At 64.1% G+C, this 16,608-nt stretch carries 14 protein-coding genes; 7 read left to right on the top strand and 7 right to left on the bottom strand.

The window, feature by feature from the left end:
- Positions 1-2: 2 nt before the first annotated feature.
- A complete protein-coding gene (locus tag JFU04_RS14995) occupies positions 3-1,205 on the top strand; it encodes a dipeptidase (RefSeq protein ID WP_201144637.1) in 1,203 nt (400 codons plus the stop codon).
- 55 nt (positions 1,206-1,260) lie between these two features.
- Here JFU04_RS14995 and JFU04_RS15000 read toward each other — a convergent pair whose 3' ends face one another.
- Entirely contained in the window at positions 1,261-1,938 is a 678-nt protein-coding gene (locus JFU04_RS15000; RefSeq protein ID WP_201144639.1) for a nitroreductase, read from the bottom strand.
- Between the two features lie 95 nt (positions 1,939-2,033).
- Here JFU04_RS15000 and JFU04_RS15005 point away from each other — a divergent pair, with 95 nt between their 5' ends.
- Positions 2,034-2,933 carry a LysR family transcriptional regulator gene (locus tag JFU04_RS15005; RefSeq protein WP_201144641.1) on the top strand — a complete coding sequence of 300 codons (900 nt, stop codon included), beginning with the start codon at positions 2,034-2,036 and terminating at the stop codon, positions 2,931-2,933.
- On the opposite strand, the gene treS is transcribed toward JFU04_RS15005, so the two are convergent.
- Together treS and JFU04_RS15015 are read right to left on the bottom strand one after the other, a co-directional pair.
- Positions 2,930-4,996 (bottom strand): maltose alpha-D-glucosyltransferase, encoded by a 2,067-nt coding sequence (treS, locus tag JFU04_RS15010; RefSeq protein ID WP_201144643.1) that lies wholly within the window; start codon positions 4,994-4,996, stop codon positions 2,930-2,932. The two genes, JFU04_RS15005 and treS, sit on opposite strands and share 4 nt — an antisense overlap.
- A gap of 85 nt (positions 4,997-5,081) precedes the next feature.
- Entirely contained in the window at positions 5,082-5,861 is a 780-nt protein-coding gene (locus tag JFU04_RS15015; protein ID WP_065908295.1) for an AraC family transcriptional regulator, read from the bottom strand.
- 187 nt (positions 5,862-6,048) lie between these two features.
- On the opposite strand from JFU04_RS15015, the gene JFU04_RS15020 reads away from it, so the two are divergent.
- From JFU04_RS15020 to JFU04_RS15040, 5 genes are read left to right on the top strand one after another with little or no spacing between them, the layout of a single operon-like run.
- Positions 6,049-7,674, top strand: a complete 1,626-nt coding sequence (locus JFU04_RS15020) for an APC family permease (protein ID WP_120448710.1) — start codon at positions 6,049-6,051, stop codon at positions 7,672-7,674.
- A gap of 12 nt (positions 7,675-7,686) precedes the next feature.
- Positions 7,687-8,613 carry a 4-hydroxyproline epimerase gene (locus JFU04_RS15025; protein ID WP_201144645.1) on the top strand — a complete coding sequence of 309 codons (927 nt, stop codon included), beginning with the start codon at positions 7,687-7,689 and terminating at the stop codon, positions 8,611-8,613.
- A 40-nt stretch (positions 8,614-8,653) separates the two neighbouring features.
- On the top strand, positions 8,654-9,601 hold the full coding sequence (locus JFU04_RS15030) for a dihydrodipicolinate synthase family protein (RefSeq protein ID WP_065908289.1): 948 nt from the start codon (positions 8,654-8,656) through the stop codon (positions 9,599-9,601).
- Positions 9,602-9,661: 60 nt separating this feature from the next.
- Positions 9,662-11,233: an aldehyde dehydrogenase (NADP(+)) gene (locus JFU04_RS15035; protein ID WP_201144647.1), complete on the top strand. Its 1,572-nt coding sequence runs from the start codon at positions 9,662-9,664 to the stop codon at positions 11,231-11,233.
- A 3-nt stretch (positions 11,234-11,236) separates the two neighbouring features.
- Entirely contained in the window at positions 11,237-12,481 is a 1,245-nt protein-coding gene (locus JFU04_RS15040) for an NAD(P)/FAD-dependent oxidoreductase (RefSeq protein WP_201144649.1), read from the top strand.
- Here JFU04_RS15040 and JFU04_RS15045 read toward each other — a convergent pair.
- The 4 genes from JFU04_RS15045 to JFU04_RS15060 all read right to left on the bottom strand — a co-directional run bounded on the left by JFU04_RS15045 (position 12,478) and on the right by JFU04_RS15060 (position 16,423).
- Positions 12,478-13,398: an ADP-ribosylglycohydrolase family protein gene (locus JFU04_RS15045; RefSeq protein WP_201144651.1), complete on the bottom strand. Its 921-nt coding sequence runs from the start codon at positions 13,396-13,398 to the stop codon at positions 12,478-12,480. The two genes, JFU04_RS15040 and JFU04_RS15045, sit on opposite strands and share 4 nt — an antisense overlap.
- Before the next feature lie 51 nt (positions 13,399-13,449).
- Positions 13,450-14,433 carry a GlxA family transcriptional regulator gene (locus JFU04_RS15050; protein ID WP_177410371.1) on the bottom strand — a complete coding sequence of 328 codons (984 nt, stop codon included), beginning with the start codon at positions 14,431-14,433 and terminating at the stop codon, positions 13,450-13,452.
- 366 nt (positions 14,434-14,799) lie between these two features.
- On the bottom strand, positions 14,800-15,408 hold the full coding sequence (locus tag JFU04_RS15055; protein WP_201144653.1) for a LysE family translocator: 609 nt from the start codon (positions 15,406-15,408) through the stop codon (positions 14,800-14,802).
- A 70-nt stretch (positions 15,409-15,478) separates the two neighbouring features.
- Positions 15,479-16,423, bottom strand: coding sequence for an alpha/beta fold hydrolase (locus JFU04_RS15060; RefSeq protein ID WP_201144655.1), 945 nt, complete (start codon positions 16,421-16,423; stop codon positions 15,479-15,481).
- Positions 16,424-16,608: the final 185 nt, after the last annotated feature.

The following is a 16,608-nucleotide window of genomic DNA, read 5'->3' on the forward strand; positions in this document are numbered from 1 at the left end:
ACATGAACAAGCGCCTGCTGCTGCTCGCCTTGCTGCCGTTGTTGGCCAACGCCGACACCGTGGTCAGCCCCGCGACCCTGGCCCTGCACCAACGCCTGCTGGTACTCGACAGCCACCTGGATACCCCCCTGACCCTGACCCGCCCCGGCTGGAACATTCTCGAACGCCATGACTACCGCCAGGATGGCAGCCAGGTCGACTTGCCGCGCATGCGCGAAGGTGGCCTGGACGGTGGTTTCTTCGCGGTCTACACGCCCCAGGGCCCGCGCACCGAGGAAGGCCGTGCGTATGCCAGCGCCTATGGGCTGGCGACCCTGACCCGCATTCGCGATGTGATCGACCGCAATCCCGACAGCTTCGCCCTGGCCCTCACCGCCGACGACGCCCGCCGTATCGCCGCCGAGGGCAAGCGCGTGGTCTTCATCAGTATGGAAAACGCCGACCCGCTCAGCTCCGACCCCGCGTTGCTCAACACCTACTATCGCCAGGGTTTGCGCATGCTCGGCCTGGTGCATTTCATGAACAACGACCTGGCCGATTCCGCTACCGCACTGCCCGAATGGAAAGGCCTGAGCCCCAAGGGCCGTGATTTGGTGCAAAGGGCCAACCGCCTGGGCATCCTGCTGGATGTGTCGCATGCCAGTGATGCGGTGTTCGACCAGATGCTGGCGTTGTCCAGCGCGCCGATCATCGCCTCGCACTCCAGCAGCCGCGCGGTCAACCCGCACCCGCGCAACCTCGACGACGCCCGCGTGCGCCAACTGGCGGCAAAAGGTGGGGTGATTCAGGTCAACGCCTACAGCGACTACCTGATCCCGCTGACACCCAACCCGGAGCGCAACAAAGCCATGGCCGCGCTCGGCGCACGCTTTCACAACCTCGCCGCCCTCAGCCCGGAACAAATCAAGGACCTCTACCAGGAACGCGACACGATCAACCAGCGCTTTGCCCAGCCCAAGGCCGACCTCGATGTCTTCATGCAGCACCTGCTGCACCTGCTGGAAGTGGCCGGGCCGGATCATGTCGGTATCGGCGCGGACTGGGATGGCGGCGGTGGCGTGAGCGGATTGGAAGACGTCAGCCAATTGCCGGTGGTAACCCAGCGGTTGCTGGATGCCGGGTACAACGAGCAGCAGGTGGCGAATATCTGGAGCGGGAATCTGCTGCGGGTGTTGCAGGAGGCGCAGGCGCGCGCGCAACCCTGAAGGCGCAACGTGCTGGAGCGCTGTCGAGCGCGCTCCAGCCGTCCACTGGCGGGGCTCAGTAATGCCTCACCACGCTGTCCTCCAACGCGGCGCGGCCCACCTCGACAAAATTGGAGGCAGAATGCGCATCGGTATAGCCGAATGAAATGCCGAACATCAGCTTCAAGTCCTCACTCACCCCCAACACCTCCCTCACCGTATCGGCATACATCCCCAACAAGGTCTGCGGAATTCCGCCTAGCCCGCGCGCCTGCAACGACAGCAGGAAGGTCTGCGCATACATGCCGATATCGCCCGCCGAACGCACGTGATCGCCGATGTGCGGCATGAACAAGAAGGCCACGTGGGGAGCATCAAAGAACGTCAAGTTGTGGCGCAGGCAGGCCAGGCGCGCGGCGTGGTCATCACGGCCGATATCAATCGCCTCATAGCGGGCGCGACCACTGTCTTGCGCACGTTGGGCGAACACGCCGGTATAGGCGTCGATGTCGAACTCGAAATCGGCGGTGAAGTGCTGGCGGTTGTCGGCGTCGAGCAGTGCGGCCGAGAGACGGTCACGGGTGTGGCCACTGACGATGTGCACGTGCCACGGCTGCGTGTTGCAGTTGGACGGGCTGTGCTGGGCGTCGAGCAGCACGCGATTGATCTGTTGCTCGGTCAACGGCGTCGATAAAAACTGCCGCGTTACACGACGACTGCGGGCAATGTGCTGGAAGATTTCTGGCGGGTTCATCGGAGGTCTCCTGGAAAAGGTGCTAGCCTATTCGCCACCCTGATCAAGATAAACAGACCACTAATTGACACATTAACAACTGAAAGTGATGAATGATGGATAAATTTCGCGCCATGCACGTCTTCGTCACGGCTACCGATGCCGGCTCCTTCGCGGGCGCCGCCAGCACGCTGGGGTTGTCACCCCAGATGATCGCGCGCTACATCGATCACCTGGAACAGCACCTGCAAGTGCGCTTGCTCAACCGCACGACTCGGCGCCAGCAACTCACCGAGTTCGGTCGCGCCTACTACACGCGCTGCGTGCGCGTGCTGGCGGATGTCGAAGCCGCGGATGCGCTGGCGCTGGAGTCGCATGCCCAACCGATGGGCGCGCTGAAGATCAGCGCGCCGCAGAACTTTGGCGCGCAGAGCCTGATGCCGGTGATCAACCACTTCCTGGCGCAGCATCCGCGCGTCGAGATCGACCTCGACCTGACCGACCGCTACGTCGACCTGATTGCCGAGGGCATCGAGGCGGCATTTCGCATCGGCGATCCCGGCGTAGCCGACAGCACCAGCCTGGTGGTACGGCCATTGCGCCCCTACCAACTGCTGGTATGCGCGTCACCGGCCTATCTGCAGGCACACGGCACCCCCACACAGCCGAACGAACTGGCCGACCATGCCTGCCTGGGGTATGTGTTCACCGACCGCGTGATGGACAAGGAATGGACGTTCACCCGCCACGGCAAAGCCTACCCGGTGCAGGTCGGCAGCCGGTTGCGGGTCAACAGCGCCGACGCGCAGCTCAAGGCGGCGATTGCCGGCTTTGGCGTGATGATGGCAGCACTCGACCTGTTGGCCCCGGCACTCGCCAGCGGCCAACTGGTGCGGGTGCTGCCCACGTTTGAAGGGCCCTCCAAGCCCATGAGCCTGATTTACCCCGCCGACCGCCAGCGCACCGCCAAGCTGCGGCATTTCATTGATGAAGCGATGGCGGCGTTCGGGCCCTAGAGCATCGGCGAACTGCTGACCACCCGCAACGCCAGCCCCTCATACGCATCCAGGGTGATGGTGAACTCGCCTTCGGCAGTGAGATCGCCCTCCACCCGCTCGTTGATGATGTCCACCACCATCCCCGCCGCGATGTCGGGCAGGTGCAGGGTTTCGGTGATCGGCGTGGCGCCGAAGTTCAGCGCGGTAATCTGCGTGCCTTTACCCGCCGGCAAGTCGTGGACCATCACCAGCAGGCCGGGATGCTGCACGTCCGGCACCAGGATCTGGCGGCTTGCCGCGATGTCGTAGGCACGGCGTACGGCGAGGATTTTCTGCAGTTGCGAGGCGAATGACTCAGGGTCCTGCAACTGGCTGTTCAGGCTGCCGTAGAGGCTTTTCGCGCGCGGCATCTGCCCGGCGGACAGTTCGGCCTCAGGGTTCAGGTCCACCAGGTCATAGGCGCCGCGATGAATCCAGCGTGTGTCGCCGTCCTGCATCAAGTGCGCCACCTCATCGGCAGACAAGGGCAGCGCACCCACCAGGTCCCAACCCGACAAGGCAAATACCCCCGGCTGCATGGCGTTGTACATCACCAACAGCAAATGGATCTGGCGAATCTGCTGGATATCCGCCGGGGTAATCGCCTCCAAGTCACGAATGCCCAACGCCGCCGTGATGATGCTGGCGGTGGTACAGGACACCCCATTGGTGACGAACTTGAGGTTGTAGGGCGCATGCTCGCCGGCCAGGCGCTCGTACATCTGCTCGCGGATGTGCTCGCGCAAGATGTTGCCGGGGAAGGTCTGGCCCTGGTAGAGAAAGGTGTCGTGGGCGTGCAGGGTCCAGAAGTGCACCAGCTCGAGAGTCAGTTCATCGTGGTTCTGCAGCGCGTGGATCAGCGAGCCTGGGTCGATGCCCTGGCGATGCATTTCGCGCAGCATCAGGCGCAGGAATTCGGCATCGCCCATCAGCAGCGCATGCTGGTACGCGGGACGGGTGATGAAGTCATAGGACAGGTCGGCGCCGCCATGGGACATCGATGCGATGTCATCTACGGTGAGGTTCAATTCCTGGAAACTGAAGCCGCCCGCCTTGCGAATCGCGCCGCCAAGCAGCTGGTTGCCGGTGATCGACAGCGGATGGCTTTCCGACCAGGCCGTGCCATCGAGCTTGCGCTCCACCCCGAGGAAGCCGTTGGCATCCAGGCGCAGGATTTTCGCGCCCATCACGTCGATGGCGTGCAAGGCATCGCCAATGATCATCTGCTGGGCGGCGAAGGTCGGGTCGAGCCAGTTCAGCGATGGCTGGCCTTCCTTGAAGTAATGCAGGTACACCCAGCGACGCGGCTTGCCATCCACGCCGATCACCACCTGGGTAGCACTCCAGTCGGTCTCTTTCACACCCGGCTCGAAGAAGATCACCCGCTGCAACTGGCCGACGATGTAGTGCTTGTCGCGCAGCGCATCCACCTGCACGGGGCTGAGGTTCTGCGCATCGCGCCCTTCGGCCACGTCGGGCAGCAACGGCCAGTCTTCCTCGCGGATCTCGACCATGTGGTACAGGCCGGGATAATCCTCGTAGGCCATCTCGGCCAGGCGAAAGTCTGCGCCCTTGCCGGTGTGGGACGGAATCACATCGTCGATGATCACCGCATTGTGCGCCGCGGCCATGCGCGTCAACGCCTGCAACTGCGCCTCGGTGCCCAGCTGCGGGTCGATCTCGAAGCTGATGCGGTCGAAATTGCCGTCGATGGTCGGCGTGTGCGTGCTGCCGGTCAGGCCGCCGGATTTCTTCAGCGGGCCGTTATGAATGCCCTGGATGCCGATTTTCGACAGCGCATGCCACAGGCTCTCGTCCCCCAGCGCCTCCAGCACCGTACCGCCCTCGCGGGTCACGATCGACGCCGGGTAGGCGGTAAACCACACCGACGACAACGCCGACGCATCGCGCGGCCGGGTCTGCGCGTACGGCTGCTGCCACAACCGGCCCTGCCCCGAATAGAGCTTGGCGCGCTGGCGAGCCGCATGCAGCATCGATTGTTCTACCAGCCAGTTCACATGGTTGTTTTCAGCCGCCGTCATAAGCTTGGTACCTGTCGTCGTGAAACATTACTCGTAGACATATGAGGCGTACGCGGGCCATTCGTTGCATTGCGATGTTCGGGGGCTAATCCGGTCCGCCGGTCGCCTGCCGATACTGCCTCGGCGTAAACCCCGTCGACGCCTTGAACTGGCGGGTAAACGCGCTGTGGTCGGTGTAGCCACATTGCAGCGCCACCTCGGTAATCGGCATGTCCGAGTGCAACAGCCGGTGGGCGTGTTCCAGGCGCACTTTCTGGATCATCTGCCGGGGGGTGAGGTGGAACACGCGCTTGCAGTAACGCTCCAGCTGGGCCACGGAAATGCCGGCGATCCGCGTCAGTTCACCAAGGGTCACGCGGCGGTTGAAGTGCGCGCGGATGTGCTCGTCCACCGCTGCCAGGCGCTGGTAGGCCGGGTGGGTTTCGCTGGCCGATTGCAGGTCGACCGAGAGGCCGGCCAGGCCAATGATTTGGCCCGTGTGGTTGTACAGCGGCCATTTGTGCGTCAGGCACCAGCCCGGTTCGCGGGTGCCATAGAGGTGCAGTTCAAGCTGGTCTTCGAGCACAAACCCTTCTTGCAGCACGCGCCGATCCTGCTCGGTGTAGCCCGGCCCCAACTGCGCGGGGAACACCTCGGCGCTGGTCTTGCCCAGCAGCGGCTGCAGCTGCTTGAGGCCGCAGCGTTGCACCAGGGTGCGGTTGGCGAGGAGGTAACGGGCGTCCATATCCTTGATGAAGATCGCGGCGTTGGGGATCACATCCAGCATCGGCAGCAACTGGGCGACGCCGGCCAATAGCTGCTCGATGCTGTGCGGGCGGCTGGCCTCGCTCCCTTGGCAAAGGGTCGCAAATGCGCTGTGCAGCATGGTTTCTCTCCCCACTTTCTGACGCGGACGCCGAGCAGATTGCCGCATGCCCGGGGCGCTGTCGAGCGCGGAAAACTGTGCTGAATTCGTCATTCGCGCTTGCGCAAAACATCAATCGGCACCGTGCCGATGCGTTCACGATAGCGCCACTGCATGCCTATCCAATAACTCACAAGAAGGCGACGCTATGTCAGGTCAAGGCAAGTTCAAGAAGCAACTTTCGTTGATGGACCTCACCTTTATCGGGTTGGGTGCCATCTTTGGTTCCGGCTGGTTGTTCGCGGCCAGCCACGTCTCGGCAATCGCCGGTCCAGCCGGGATTGTCTCCTGGTTGATCGGTGGTTTCGCGGTGCTGCTGCTGGGCATCGTCTACTGCGAACTGGGCGCGGCATTGCCCCGCGCCGGCGGCGTGGTGCGTTACCCGGTGTACTCCCACGGCCCGTTGCTGGGCTACCTGATGGGCTTTATCACGTTGATCGCGTTTTCCAGCCTGGTCGCCATTGAAGTGGTCGCCTCGCGCCAATACGCCGCCGCGTGGTTTCCCGAGCTGACCAAGGCCGGCTCCAGTGACCCGACCACCCTCGGCTGGCTGGTGCAATTCGCCCTGCTGTGCCTGTTCTTCGTGCTCAACTACCGCAGCGTGAAGACCTTCGCCATCGCCAACAACCTGGTGAGCGTGTTCAAGTTCATCGTGCCGTTGCTGGTGATCGGCGTGTTGTTCACCTTCTTCAAGCCGGCGAATTTCCAGGTGCACGGCTTTGCACCGTTCGGCCTCTCGGGCATCGAGATGGCGGTGTCGGCCGGCGGGGTGATTTTTGCCTACCTGGGGCTGACGCCGATCATTTCGGTGGCCAGTGAAGTGAAGAACCCGCAACGCACGATTCCGATTGCGCTGATCCTCTCGGTGCTGTTGTCGACTGCCATCTATGTGCTGCTGCAGACCGCGTTTCTCGGCGGCGTACCCACCGAAATGCTCGCCAATGGCTGGGCCGGGATCAGCAAGGAACTGGCGCTGCCGTATCGCGATATCGCCCTCGCACTGGGTGTGGGTTGGCTGGCCTACCTGGTGGTGGCCGACGCGGTGATTTCGCCCAGCGGCTGCGGCAACATCTACATGAACGCCACGCCGCGCGTGGTGTACGGCTGGGCGCAGACCGGCACGTTCTTCAAGATTTTCACGCGCATCGATGAGAAATCCGGTATCCCGCGCCCGGCGCTGTGGTTGACCTTTGCCCTGTCAGTGTTCTGGACCCTGCCGTTCCCGTCCTGGGAAGCGTTGATCAACGTGGTGTCCGCCGCGCTGATCCTCAGCTATGCCGTGGCCCCGGTGACCGTCGCCGCGCTGCGTCGCAATGCGCCGGGCATGGCGCGGCCGTTCCGGGTCAAGGGCATGGCGGTACTCGGCCCGCTGTCATTCATCATCGCCGCACTCATCGTGTACTGGTCGGGCTGGAGCACCGTGTCGTGGCTGCTTGGCCTGCAGATCCTGATGTTCGTGGTGTACCTGCTGTGCGCCCGCTGGGTGCCGACCGCGCACCTGAACCTCAAGCAACAAGTGCGCTCGTCGGCGTGGCTGATCGGTTTCTACGCAGTGACCATCCTGCTGTCCAAGCTCGGCAGTTTCGGCGGCATCGGCGTGCTCAGTCATCCGTTCGACACCCTCGTCGTCGCGGTCTGCGCCCTCGGCATCTACTACTGGGGCGCCGCCACCGGCGTGCCGGCCCACCTGGTGCGCCTGGAACACGAAGCGGATGAAAGCGAAGCCGTCGACGAGTCCCCGTCCCACGCACCGCTGGCCCCGGCCACCCATTGATTGGAGCGTTTTATGAAGCGACTGCATGTGATCGACTCCCACACCGGCGGCGAACCAACGCGCCTGGTGATGAGCGGTTTCCCCGCCCTGAGTGGCGCCACCATTGCTGACCAACTGGAGCACCTGCGCAGCGAGCATGACCAATGGCGCCGCGCCTGCATCCTGGAGCCGCGTGGCAACGACGTGCTGGTCGGTGCGCTGTATTGCGCGCCCGTCACACCGGGTGCCACCTGCGGAGTGATCTTCTTCAATAACGCCGGCTACCTGGGCATGTGCGGTCACGGCACGATTGGCCTGATCGCGTCCCTGCACCATCTGGGCAGGATCACGCCGGGCGTGCACACCGTGGACACCCCCGTCGGCCCGGTGGCCGCGACGCTACACGCCGACGGCGCAGTGACCCTGCGCAATGTGCCCGCCTACCGCCATCGCCGCCAGGTCGCCGTGGACGTGCCGGGCCATGGTGTAGTGCCGGGCGATATCGCCTGGGGTGGCAACTGGTTTTTCCTGGTGTCCGAGCATGGCCAACGCCTGCAGATGGACAACGTCGACGCCCTCACCGATTACACCTGGGCGATGCTCAAGGCCCTGGAAACCCAGGGCATCCAGGGTGCGGATGGCGCGCCGATCGACCATATCGAACTGTTCGCCGACGACGCCGAAGCCGACAGCCGCAATTTCGTGATGTGCCCCGGCAAAGCCTACGACCGCTCCCCGTGCGGCACCGGCACCAGCGCCAAGCTGGCGTGCCTGGCCGCTGACGCCAAGCTCGCACCCGGCGAAACCTGGGTACAAGCCAGCATCACCGGCAGTCAATTCGAAGGCCGCTATGAATGGGACGGCGAGCGTGTGCGCCCGTTCATCACCGGCCGCGCCTACATCACCGCCGACAGCACCTTGCTGATCGACGCGCAAGACCCTTTCGCCTGGGGCATTTGAGCCCATCCCTTTTGATTGAACGTGGTTAGGAGTTAACCCAATGAGCGACAACATCTTCACCGGCTGCATCCCTGCCCTGATGACCCCGTGCACCGCCGCGCGCACGCCTGACTTCGACGCCCTGGTTGCCAAGGGCCGCGAGTTGATCGATATCGGCATGAGCGCCGTGGTCTATTGCGGCTCCATGGGTGACTGGCCGCTGCTGACCGAAGCCGAGCGCCAGGAAGGCGTCGCGCGCCTGGTGGCCGCCGGGGTGCCGACCATCGTCGGCACCGGTGCGGTCAACAGCCGTGAGGCGGTGGCCCATGCTGCCCACGCGGCGAAGGTCGGTGCCCATGGCTTGATGGTGATCCCGCGCGTGCTTTCGCGTGGTGCCTCCGCCACCGCGCAAAAGGCGCACTTCTCGGCGATCCTCAAGGCCGCGCCCAACCTGCCGGCAGTGATCTACAACAGTCCTTATTACGGCTTCGCCACCCGCGCCGAGCTGTTCTTCGAACTGCGCCGCGAACACCCGAACCTGATCGGCTTCAAGGAGTTCGGCGGCGGCGCCGACTTGCGCTACGCGGCAGAACACATCACCTCCCAGGACGACAGCGTGACCCTGATGGTCGGCGTCGATACCCAAGTGGTGCACGGTTTCGTCAACTGCAACGCCACTGGCGCGATCACCGGCATCGGCAACGCCCTGCCGCGCGAAGTGCTGCACCTGGTGGCGCTGAGCAAGCAAGCGGCCAAGGGCGATGCCAAGGCCCGCCGCCTGGCGCGCGAGCTGGAAGCTGCGCTGGCGGTGCTGTCGTCCTTCGACGAAGGCTGCGACCTGGTGCTGTATTACAAGCACCTGATGGTGCTCAACGGTGACCAGGGCTACGCCTTGCATTTCAACCCGAGCGATGTGCTCAGCGAAGCCCAGCGGCGCTATGCCGAGGCCCAGTACGCGCTGTTCCGCCAGTGGTACGCCGACTGGTCGGCCGAGCAGAACCGCGACTGATGCGTGACGCGCCGCCGTGATGCTCACGGCGGCCATCCTCTCTTTTTCCAGGAAAACCCCATGACTCTGACGGGCAAAATGCTGATCGGCCAGCAACTCCTTGGCGGTACGCGCGATGTGATCCGGGCCATCAATCCCGCCACCGACGCGCCCTTGGAGCCGGCCTACGCCGGTGGCAGCGGCGAGCATGTCGAGCAGGCGTGCGCACTGGCGTGGGCCGCCTTTGATCGCTACCGCGAGACTTCATTGGCGCAGCGCGCACAGTTTCTCGAAACCATTGCCGAGAACATCGAAGCCTTGGGCGATGCGTTGATTGAGCGCGCGGCGGCCGAAACCGGTTTGCCGGTGCCACGGATCCAGGGTGAGCGTGGCCGCACCTGCGCGCAGCTGCGCACCTTTGCACGGACCGTGCGCGCCGGTGAATGGCTGGACGTGCGCGTCGACACCGCGCAGCCGCAACGCCAGCCACTACCGCGTGCGGATTTGCGTCAACGCCACGTGGCGCTGGGCCCGGTGGCGGTGTTTGGCGCGAGCAATTTCCCCCTGGCCTTTTCCGTCGCTGGCGGTGATACCGCATCGGCACTGGCGGCCGGTTGCCCGGTGATCGTCAAGGCCCACGCGGCGCATCCCGGCACCAGCGAGCTGGTCGGCCGCGCGGTGGCCAAGGCGGTCAGCGATTGTGGCTTGCCCGAGGGCGTGTTTTCCCTGCTTTACGGTTCGGGCCGCGAAGTGGGCATCGCACTGGTGACCGATCCGCGCATCAAGGCCGTCGGCTTTACCGGTTCGCGCAGCGGCGGCATCGCGCTGACCCAGGCGGCGCAGGCGCGGCCGGAGCCGATCCCGGTGTATGCGGAAATGAGTTCGATCAACCCGGTGTACCTGTTTGCAACGGCGCTCGAAGCACGCAGCGCAGCCCTGGCCCAGGGGTTCGTGGCGTCGCTGACCCAGGGTGCCGGACAGTTCTGCACCAACCCTGGATTGGTGATTGCGGTTCGGGGCCCGGCCCTGGATCGGTTCATCCAACAGGCGGCAGACCTGCTGTCGCGCAGCGCAGCACAGACCATGCTCACACCGGGTATTTTCAGTGCCTTCCAAGCCGGTGTCGGTGCCTTGAGCCAGCACGCCAAGGTGGTGGCCCGCGGCGTACCGGCGCACGGTTCCAACCAGGGCCAGGCGCACCTGTTCGTGACCGAAGCCAGCGCCTTCCTGGCCAATGAACACCTGCAGGCCGAAGTGTTCGGCGCGGCGTCGCTGATCGTGGCGTGCGCTGACAATGAAGAAGTGCGCCAGGTGTCCGAACAGCTCGAAGGCCAGCTCACCGCCACGCTTCAAATGGATGAAGCCGACCTGGCAAACGCCAAGGCGCTGCTGCCGGTGCTGGAGCGCAAGGCCGGGCGCCTGCTGGTCAACGGCTGGCCGACCGGCGTGGAAGTGTCTGATGCCATGGTGCATGGCGGGCCATTCCCGGCCACCTCGGATGCCCGCAGCACCTCTGTGGGCACGGCGGCGATCCTGCGTTTCCTGCGGCCGGTGTGCTATCAGGACTTCCCAGACGCCTTGCTGCCGACCGCGCTGCAACAGGGCAACCCGCTGCTGCTGCGCCGCCTGCTCGATGGCCAACGGGAGGCCTGAACAATGCCAGAGCGTACAGAGATCGCCGTGGTCGGCGCCGGCATTATCGGGGTCGCTTGCGCGTTGCAGCTGGCGCGCCAAGGGCGCCAGGTCGTGGTGATCGACTCGCAGGCGCCCGGCATGGGCGCCTCTTATGGCAACGCCGGCCACTTGGCCACCGAGCAGGTGTTTCCGATTGCCGACGCGTCGATCCTCAAGCGCTTGCCCGGCATGCTGATGGACCCTATGGGCCCGCTGCGCCTGGACTGGAAATACCTGCCACGCGCCCTGCCCTGGTTTATCCGCCTGCTGCTGAACCTGCGCCCGGCCCACTACCGGCGTACGGTGGCGGGCATCCGCGCGTTGAACGAAGCCAGCCTGGTGGCGTGGCAACGCTTGCTGCACAGCATCGACCGCGCGCAACTGCTGCGCGAAGACGGCTCGCTGCTGGTATTCGAACGCCCGGAGTCGCGCGCGGCGCTGGAGGCGGTGCAAGAGCGCATGCGCCAGCAGCAGGTGCCGGTGACCTTCTGGACCGGCGATGCAATCCGCGAGGCGGCGCCGCAATTGAGCGATGCCATTCAGGGCGGGCTGTTTTTTCCGAGTACCGGGCACTTTCTCGATCCCTATCAGGTGGTCTGCGAGCTGGTCGAGGCGGCGAAAGCTGCGGGTGTGCAGTTTCTCCAGCGTCAGGTGCTGGACGGCCGCACAGATGATCAAGGCGTTACGCTGAGCACCGATCAAGGGCCATTGGCCGCGCGCCAGGTGCTGATCGCCTGTGGCGCCCACTCGGCCAGGCTCACTGCGGCACTGACGGGCAAAACCGTGCCGCTGGACACCGAGCGCGGCTATCACCTGATGCTGCCGCATGAGCATCAGCGCCTGCCTTTCGCGGTGACCTCCCTGGAGCGTAAATTCATCATGACGCCCATGACGGGCGGCCTGCGCCTGGCCGGCACAGTGGAATTCGCCGGGCTGGAGCGCCCGGCCAACATGCAGCGCGCCTGGCAGCTGCATCGACTGAGCAAAGGCCTGTTTCGTCAGGACCTGAGCCAGGAAGGTGCGACGCCCTGGATGGGTTTTCGACCGTCGCTGCCGGATTCGCTGCCGGTGATTGATCGAGTGTGTGACGGCAAGGTGCTGCTGGCGTTCGGTCACCAGCACCTGGGGTTGACGCAGGCGGCGGTGACGGCGGAGATGGTTGGCGCGTTGGCAAACGGCGATCAGTTGCAGTCGGGCTTGGCGCCCTATCGACTGGACAGGTTTTAAGCCGCCGGGTTGTCGGTGGAGGCCTTCAACAGTGCTTCCGCCATTTCCTCGATGTCGTCACGCATGCACAATTTTTCCAGCCAGCCGGCCGGAATTCCTTGCACGCCATAGTGGGCGCCGGCCAGTTGGCCGACGATGGCCGCCGTGGTGTCGGCGTCATCCCCCAGGTTGGCGGCCGCCAACACCGCCTCGGCGAAGCTGTCCGTGTTGAGTACGCACCAGAGCGCGGCTTCCAGCGACGCCACTGCGTAGCCGGAGCCGGTGATTTGCTCGCGGGTTTTTTCGCGGTAGCCGCCTTGGGCAATCGCCAGCACTTTGGGCGCCTGCAGCCCGGTACTTGGGATGGTCAGCCATTGCTCTTTGGCGGCGCCGCCTAACGCCCCGGCGATGGCCCGCGCGAGCACCACGCAACATTCGATCGCTTCCTGGGCGCCGTGTGTGGTCCGCGAGCTTTGGCGGGAAAAGTCCTCGATACGCTGAAGGTCTGGAAAGTAAAACAGCACCACTGGCGCCAGGCGCATCATCGAACCATTGCCGGCCGAAAACGGCGCGGTCGAACCGGCAAACGGGTTGCCGTGCTGTTGGAACGCCGACAGCGCCTCACGCACGGTCATGCCGATATCGAAACAATCACCCGTCGAACTCAAGTAGCCCCACGTCCACCAGTTCAGGTACCGGGCCATCTGGTCTGCCGCGTCAAAGCCGTTCTTGCGCAGGAGGCTCTCGGCCAGGCAGAGCGCCATGGAGGTGTCGTCGGTCCACTGTCCCGGCTTGAGCTGGAAAGGCCCGCCGCCGACCATATCGGTGACCGGCGCAAACGTGCCGCGCGGCATGAATTCAACTGTCGTGCCCACGGCGTCACCACACGCCAGCCCCAGCAAGCTGCCGCGATATCGATCGATAAGCGTGATGGTCATTAGCTCTCCTTGACTGAGCATTCGTGCGGATTTTTGTCTACCGCGCCCATGCTACTTGACCAAGCGCTTCTCCTTCGAGGGGCGATATCCGAAATACGCGCTGTAGCATTTGCTGAAATGGCTCGGCGAGACAAAGCCGCAGGCCACCAGCACTTCCACCTGGGACAGCTCGGTGTGCTGCAGCAAGCGCCGCGCTTCGGTCACGCGCAGTTCCATGTAGTAGCGCTGCGGCGTGGTGCCCAGTTGCTCCTTGAACAGGCGCTCGAGCTGGCGTCGCGAGCGCCCGGCGTAGACCGCGAGCTGGTCGAGTTCCAGCGGTTCCTCGAGGTTGGCGTCCATCAGTTTCACCACCTCACGCAGGGGGGCGCTGACGCTGACATTTTCGGTCGGCTTGATGCGCCGGTAGCGCGACTCTTCGAAGGCCAGGATGTCTTCGATGCCTTCGACCAGGGCCTTGCCGTGCAGGGCCTTGATCCAGTCCAGGGCCATGTGGAAGGCACCGGAGGGGCTGGAGGCGGTCAGGCGGTCGCGGTCGATCACGTAGGGTTCGCTGGTGACGTGGGTGGCCTTGGACACTTCGGCGAGGGCCGGTCGATGTTCAGGGTGGATGGCGCAGCGATAGCCTTGCAACAGGCCCGCACGCCCGAGGAACCACGCGCCGTTCCACAGCCCGGCGAGTTTTACGCCCTGCTCGGCAGCGCTGCGCAGCAGGTGGATGAAGTCTTCGCTGGCCTTGAGTTCGGTGCGAAAGCCGCCGCAGATCACCAGCAGCTCCAGATCCTGCAGCGCCGACGAGCCCAGGCGTGCATCAGGACGAATGACCAGCCCGAGGTCGCTGATCACTTCGTCATCCGCACAAGCAAAGGTGCGCGTGGCGAACAGTTCAGGCCGCAGCAGGTTGGCGGTGACGAAGGTGTCGAGGGTCTGGGTGAAGGCCGGCAGCGAAAAGTGTTCGAGCAGCAAAAAGCCGACGCGGGTGAGCGGCACCGGCTGCCGCGAGGTTTCGTTGAGGTAGCGCAGGTTCTTGCCTTGCATGCCACCGCTGAATTGGCGTCTTTCCATCGAGGGTTGGCCCACGTTTATTGTTGATGCAGTGGGCGCCATCTTAGGGGCAAATGCAGTGGCTGTCTCACGCGCTGATCTTGAGAAAAGCGCCCCCGATCAAAGCCCGTGGCAGAACGGCGGCACACGCATCTGATACGGTTTTTTCTTTGTTATCTGCATCTGTATCGAAAAGCCGCCTGGGCGGACAATAGCGCCATCCCCACTCCCTTCCCTTCGGAGGCCTTATGACCAAGATGGCACTTTTCCTGTTCGGCTTTTTGGTATTGACCATCGGCATCGGCCTGCTGGCAACCATCTCGCCGGTCTGATCCAGCCTCAATCGCGGCAGCGGCTATCTCAACCGGCAAACAGCATCGGGTACAGCGACAGCACCAACAGCCCCGCCATCACGCCGTTGAAGAGCCGCACCCAGCGCGGCTCACGCAGCACATTGCGCAAGCCCGTGCCACACCCGACCCACACGCATACGCTGGGCAGGTTGACGACGGCGAACACCAGGGCAATCACCAGCACGTTGGTGACATAGCCCTCGGCCGGCGTATAGGTGGTGATGGCGCCGAGCGCCATGATCCAGGCCTTGGGGTTGACCCACTGGAACGCCGCCGCGCCGAGGAAGGTCATGGGCTTGCCGCGCTCATCGTTGCTGTCGGACATGCCGCCTGCCGTGGCGATTTTCCACGCCAAGTACAGCAGGTACGTCGCGCCCACGTAGCGCAACACCGTATAGGCCCACGGAAAGACCTTGAATACCTCACCCAGGCCCAGGCCCACCGCAATCACCAGCAGCATGAAGCCGATGCTGATGCCCAGCGCATGGGGAATCGAGCGGCGAAACCCGAAGTTCACGCCGGAGGCAAGCAACATGGTGTTGTTCGGACCGGGGGTGATCGAGGATACGAAGGCAAACAACACAAAAGCTGACAGCAGGCTGGTAGACATGACCATGACGCGGCATCCAAACGGGGGTGGCAGGCCTGCGACAGTAAAGCCATCCGCGCGCCGCCGCCCCGTACAGCTAGGAGCGGATCGAGCTGTACACTTTGGCGCCGCCGAGAAAGTCCCGGCAATACTGCGCGGTCAGCTCGGGACATTCGACCATCGGCAAGTGCCCCACGCCGTCGATGATCTGCAGTTGCGCCTGCGCAAGGCCGGCGAGCCAGGTCTGCGCACTGGCGACAGGCACCATGCGGTCTTCGCGGCCCCACAGAATCAAGCTGGGCACGCGCACCTCGGGTAGCCACGGCTCCATGCGGGGGCTGCCTTCGAAGTCTGCGAAAATTTCTGCAAGCTCAGCACGCCGCTTGATATACACCGCCGCCTCGGCCGCCAGCAGCACCTCGGGAATCCACGGCGGCGACGCCATGGTCATGGCGAAGAACCGATCAAACTGCGCCCGCGTGTGAATCAGGAAAGGGTTGTCGCCGGCATTGACCAGCTCTTCCACTTCATTGGGCTGCGGCAATTGCACGCCGGCCGCGCCGATCAGCACCATGGACAGCACCCGTTCCGGATACTGCGCAGCCAGCCAACTGGCGATGTAGGCCCCCATAGAACTGCCGATCACGTGCACCTGCGCGACCTGGCACGCGTCGAGCAATGCCACCATGCGCCGCGCCTGGGCTGCGATGCTGTAGTCGCCGCCGGGCACAAAGGCGTTGCTGCCGTGGCCAGCGAGGTCCGGAATGATCACCCGGTAGTCGTCGGTAAAATACCGCGCGAAATCCAGCCATACGCCCTTGTCCGCGCTGAAGCCGTGGATCAGCAGCAGCGCCGGCGATTGGGGCTCACCGCCCTGCCAGGTGGCCAGCGTCATGCCCTTGATAGGCACCACCACGCCCTTCAAGCGCGCGCGCCGCGCCTGCACCTGTGCAATCAGCACAAACAGCAGATTGCCCACCCGTGGGTAGGTCAACCACACCCCGAGCCCCACGAGGGCGAGCAAGGCAACGATCACTAGCATCTACGCGTCTCCACCAGCAGAAATGGCTCAACGCTATAGTTGCCCAGCGTGCTTGAATCCGCGCTGAACGGATGATGAACGCCTACAGTGAAATACTTGTTGTCTTTCACGAACCTTTCACAGACGAGCGCCTATGGTCAATCCAGCTCCTAATGAACATCCCTTTAGCCCGTGCCCCCATCACG

The sequence above is a fragment of the Pseudomonas sp. TH21 genome (assembly GCF_016651025.1).
Lineage (GTDB): Bacteria > Pseudomonadota > Gammaproteobacteria > Pseudomonadales > Pseudomonadaceae > Aquipseudomonas > Aquipseudomonas aylmerensis.

What these genes read in the sequence shown, in the direction of transcription:
- JFU04_RS14995 (WP_201144637.1), top strand. Translation starts at nt 3, where the DNA reads ATGAACAAGCGCCTGCTGCTGCTCGCCTTGCTGCCGTTGTTGGCCAAC.
- JFU04_RS15000 (WP_201144639.1), bottom strand. Translation starts at nt 1,938, where the DNA reads ATGAACCCGCCAGAAATCTTCCAGCACATTGCCCGCAGTCGTCGTGTA.
- JFU04_RS15005 (WP_201144641.1), top strand. Translation starts at nt 2,034, where the DNA reads ATGGATAAATTTCGCGCCATGCACGTCTTCGTCACGGCTACCGATGCC.
- treS (WP_201144643.1), bottom strand. Translation starts at nt 4,996, where the DNA reads ATGACGGCGGCTGAAAACAACCATGTGAACTGGCTGGTAGAACAATCG.
- JFU04_RS15015 (WP_065908295.1), bottom strand. Translation starts at nt 5,861, where the DNA reads ATGCTGCACAGCGCATTTGCGACCCTTTGCCAAGGGAGCGAGGCCAGC.
- JFU04_RS15020 (WP_120448710.1), top strand. Translation starts at nt 6,049, where the DNA reads ATGTCAGGTCAAGGCAAGTTCAAGAAGCAACTTTCGTTGATGGACCTC.
- JFU04_RS15025 (WP_201144645.1), top strand. Translation starts at nt 7,687, where the DNA reads ATGAAGCGACTGCATGTGATCGACTCCCACACCGGCGGCGAACCAACG.
- JFU04_RS15030 (WP_065908289.1), top strand. Translation starts at nt 8,654, where the DNA reads ATGAGCGACAACATCTTCACCGGCTGCATCCCTGCCCTGATGACCCCG.
- JFU04_RS15035 (WP_201144647.1), top strand. Translation starts at nt 9,662, where the DNA reads ATGACTCTGACGGGCAAAATGCTGATCGGCCAGCAACTCCTTGGCGGT.
- JFU04_RS15040 (WP_201144649.1), top strand. Translation starts at nt 11,237, where the DNA reads ATGCCAGAGCGTACAGAGATCGCCGTGGTCGGCGCCGGCATTATCGGG.
- JFU04_RS15045 (WP_201144651.1), bottom strand. Translation starts at nt 13,398, where the DNA reads ATGACCATCACGCTTATCGATCGATATCGCGGCAGCTTGCTGGGGCTG.
- JFU04_RS15050 (WP_177410371.1), bottom strand. Translation starts at nt 14,433, where the DNA reads ATGCAAGGCAAGAACCTGCGCTACCTCAACGAAACCTCGCGGCAGCCG.
- JFU04_RS15055 (WP_201144653.1), bottom strand. Translation starts at nt 15,408, where the DNA reads ATGGTCATGTCTACCAGCCTGCTGTCAGCTTTTGTGTTGTTTGCCTTC.
- JFU04_RS15060 (WP_201144655.1), bottom strand. Translation starts at nt 16,423, where the DNA reads ATGCTAGTGATCGTTGCCTTGCTCGCCCTCGTGGGGCTCGGGGTGTGG.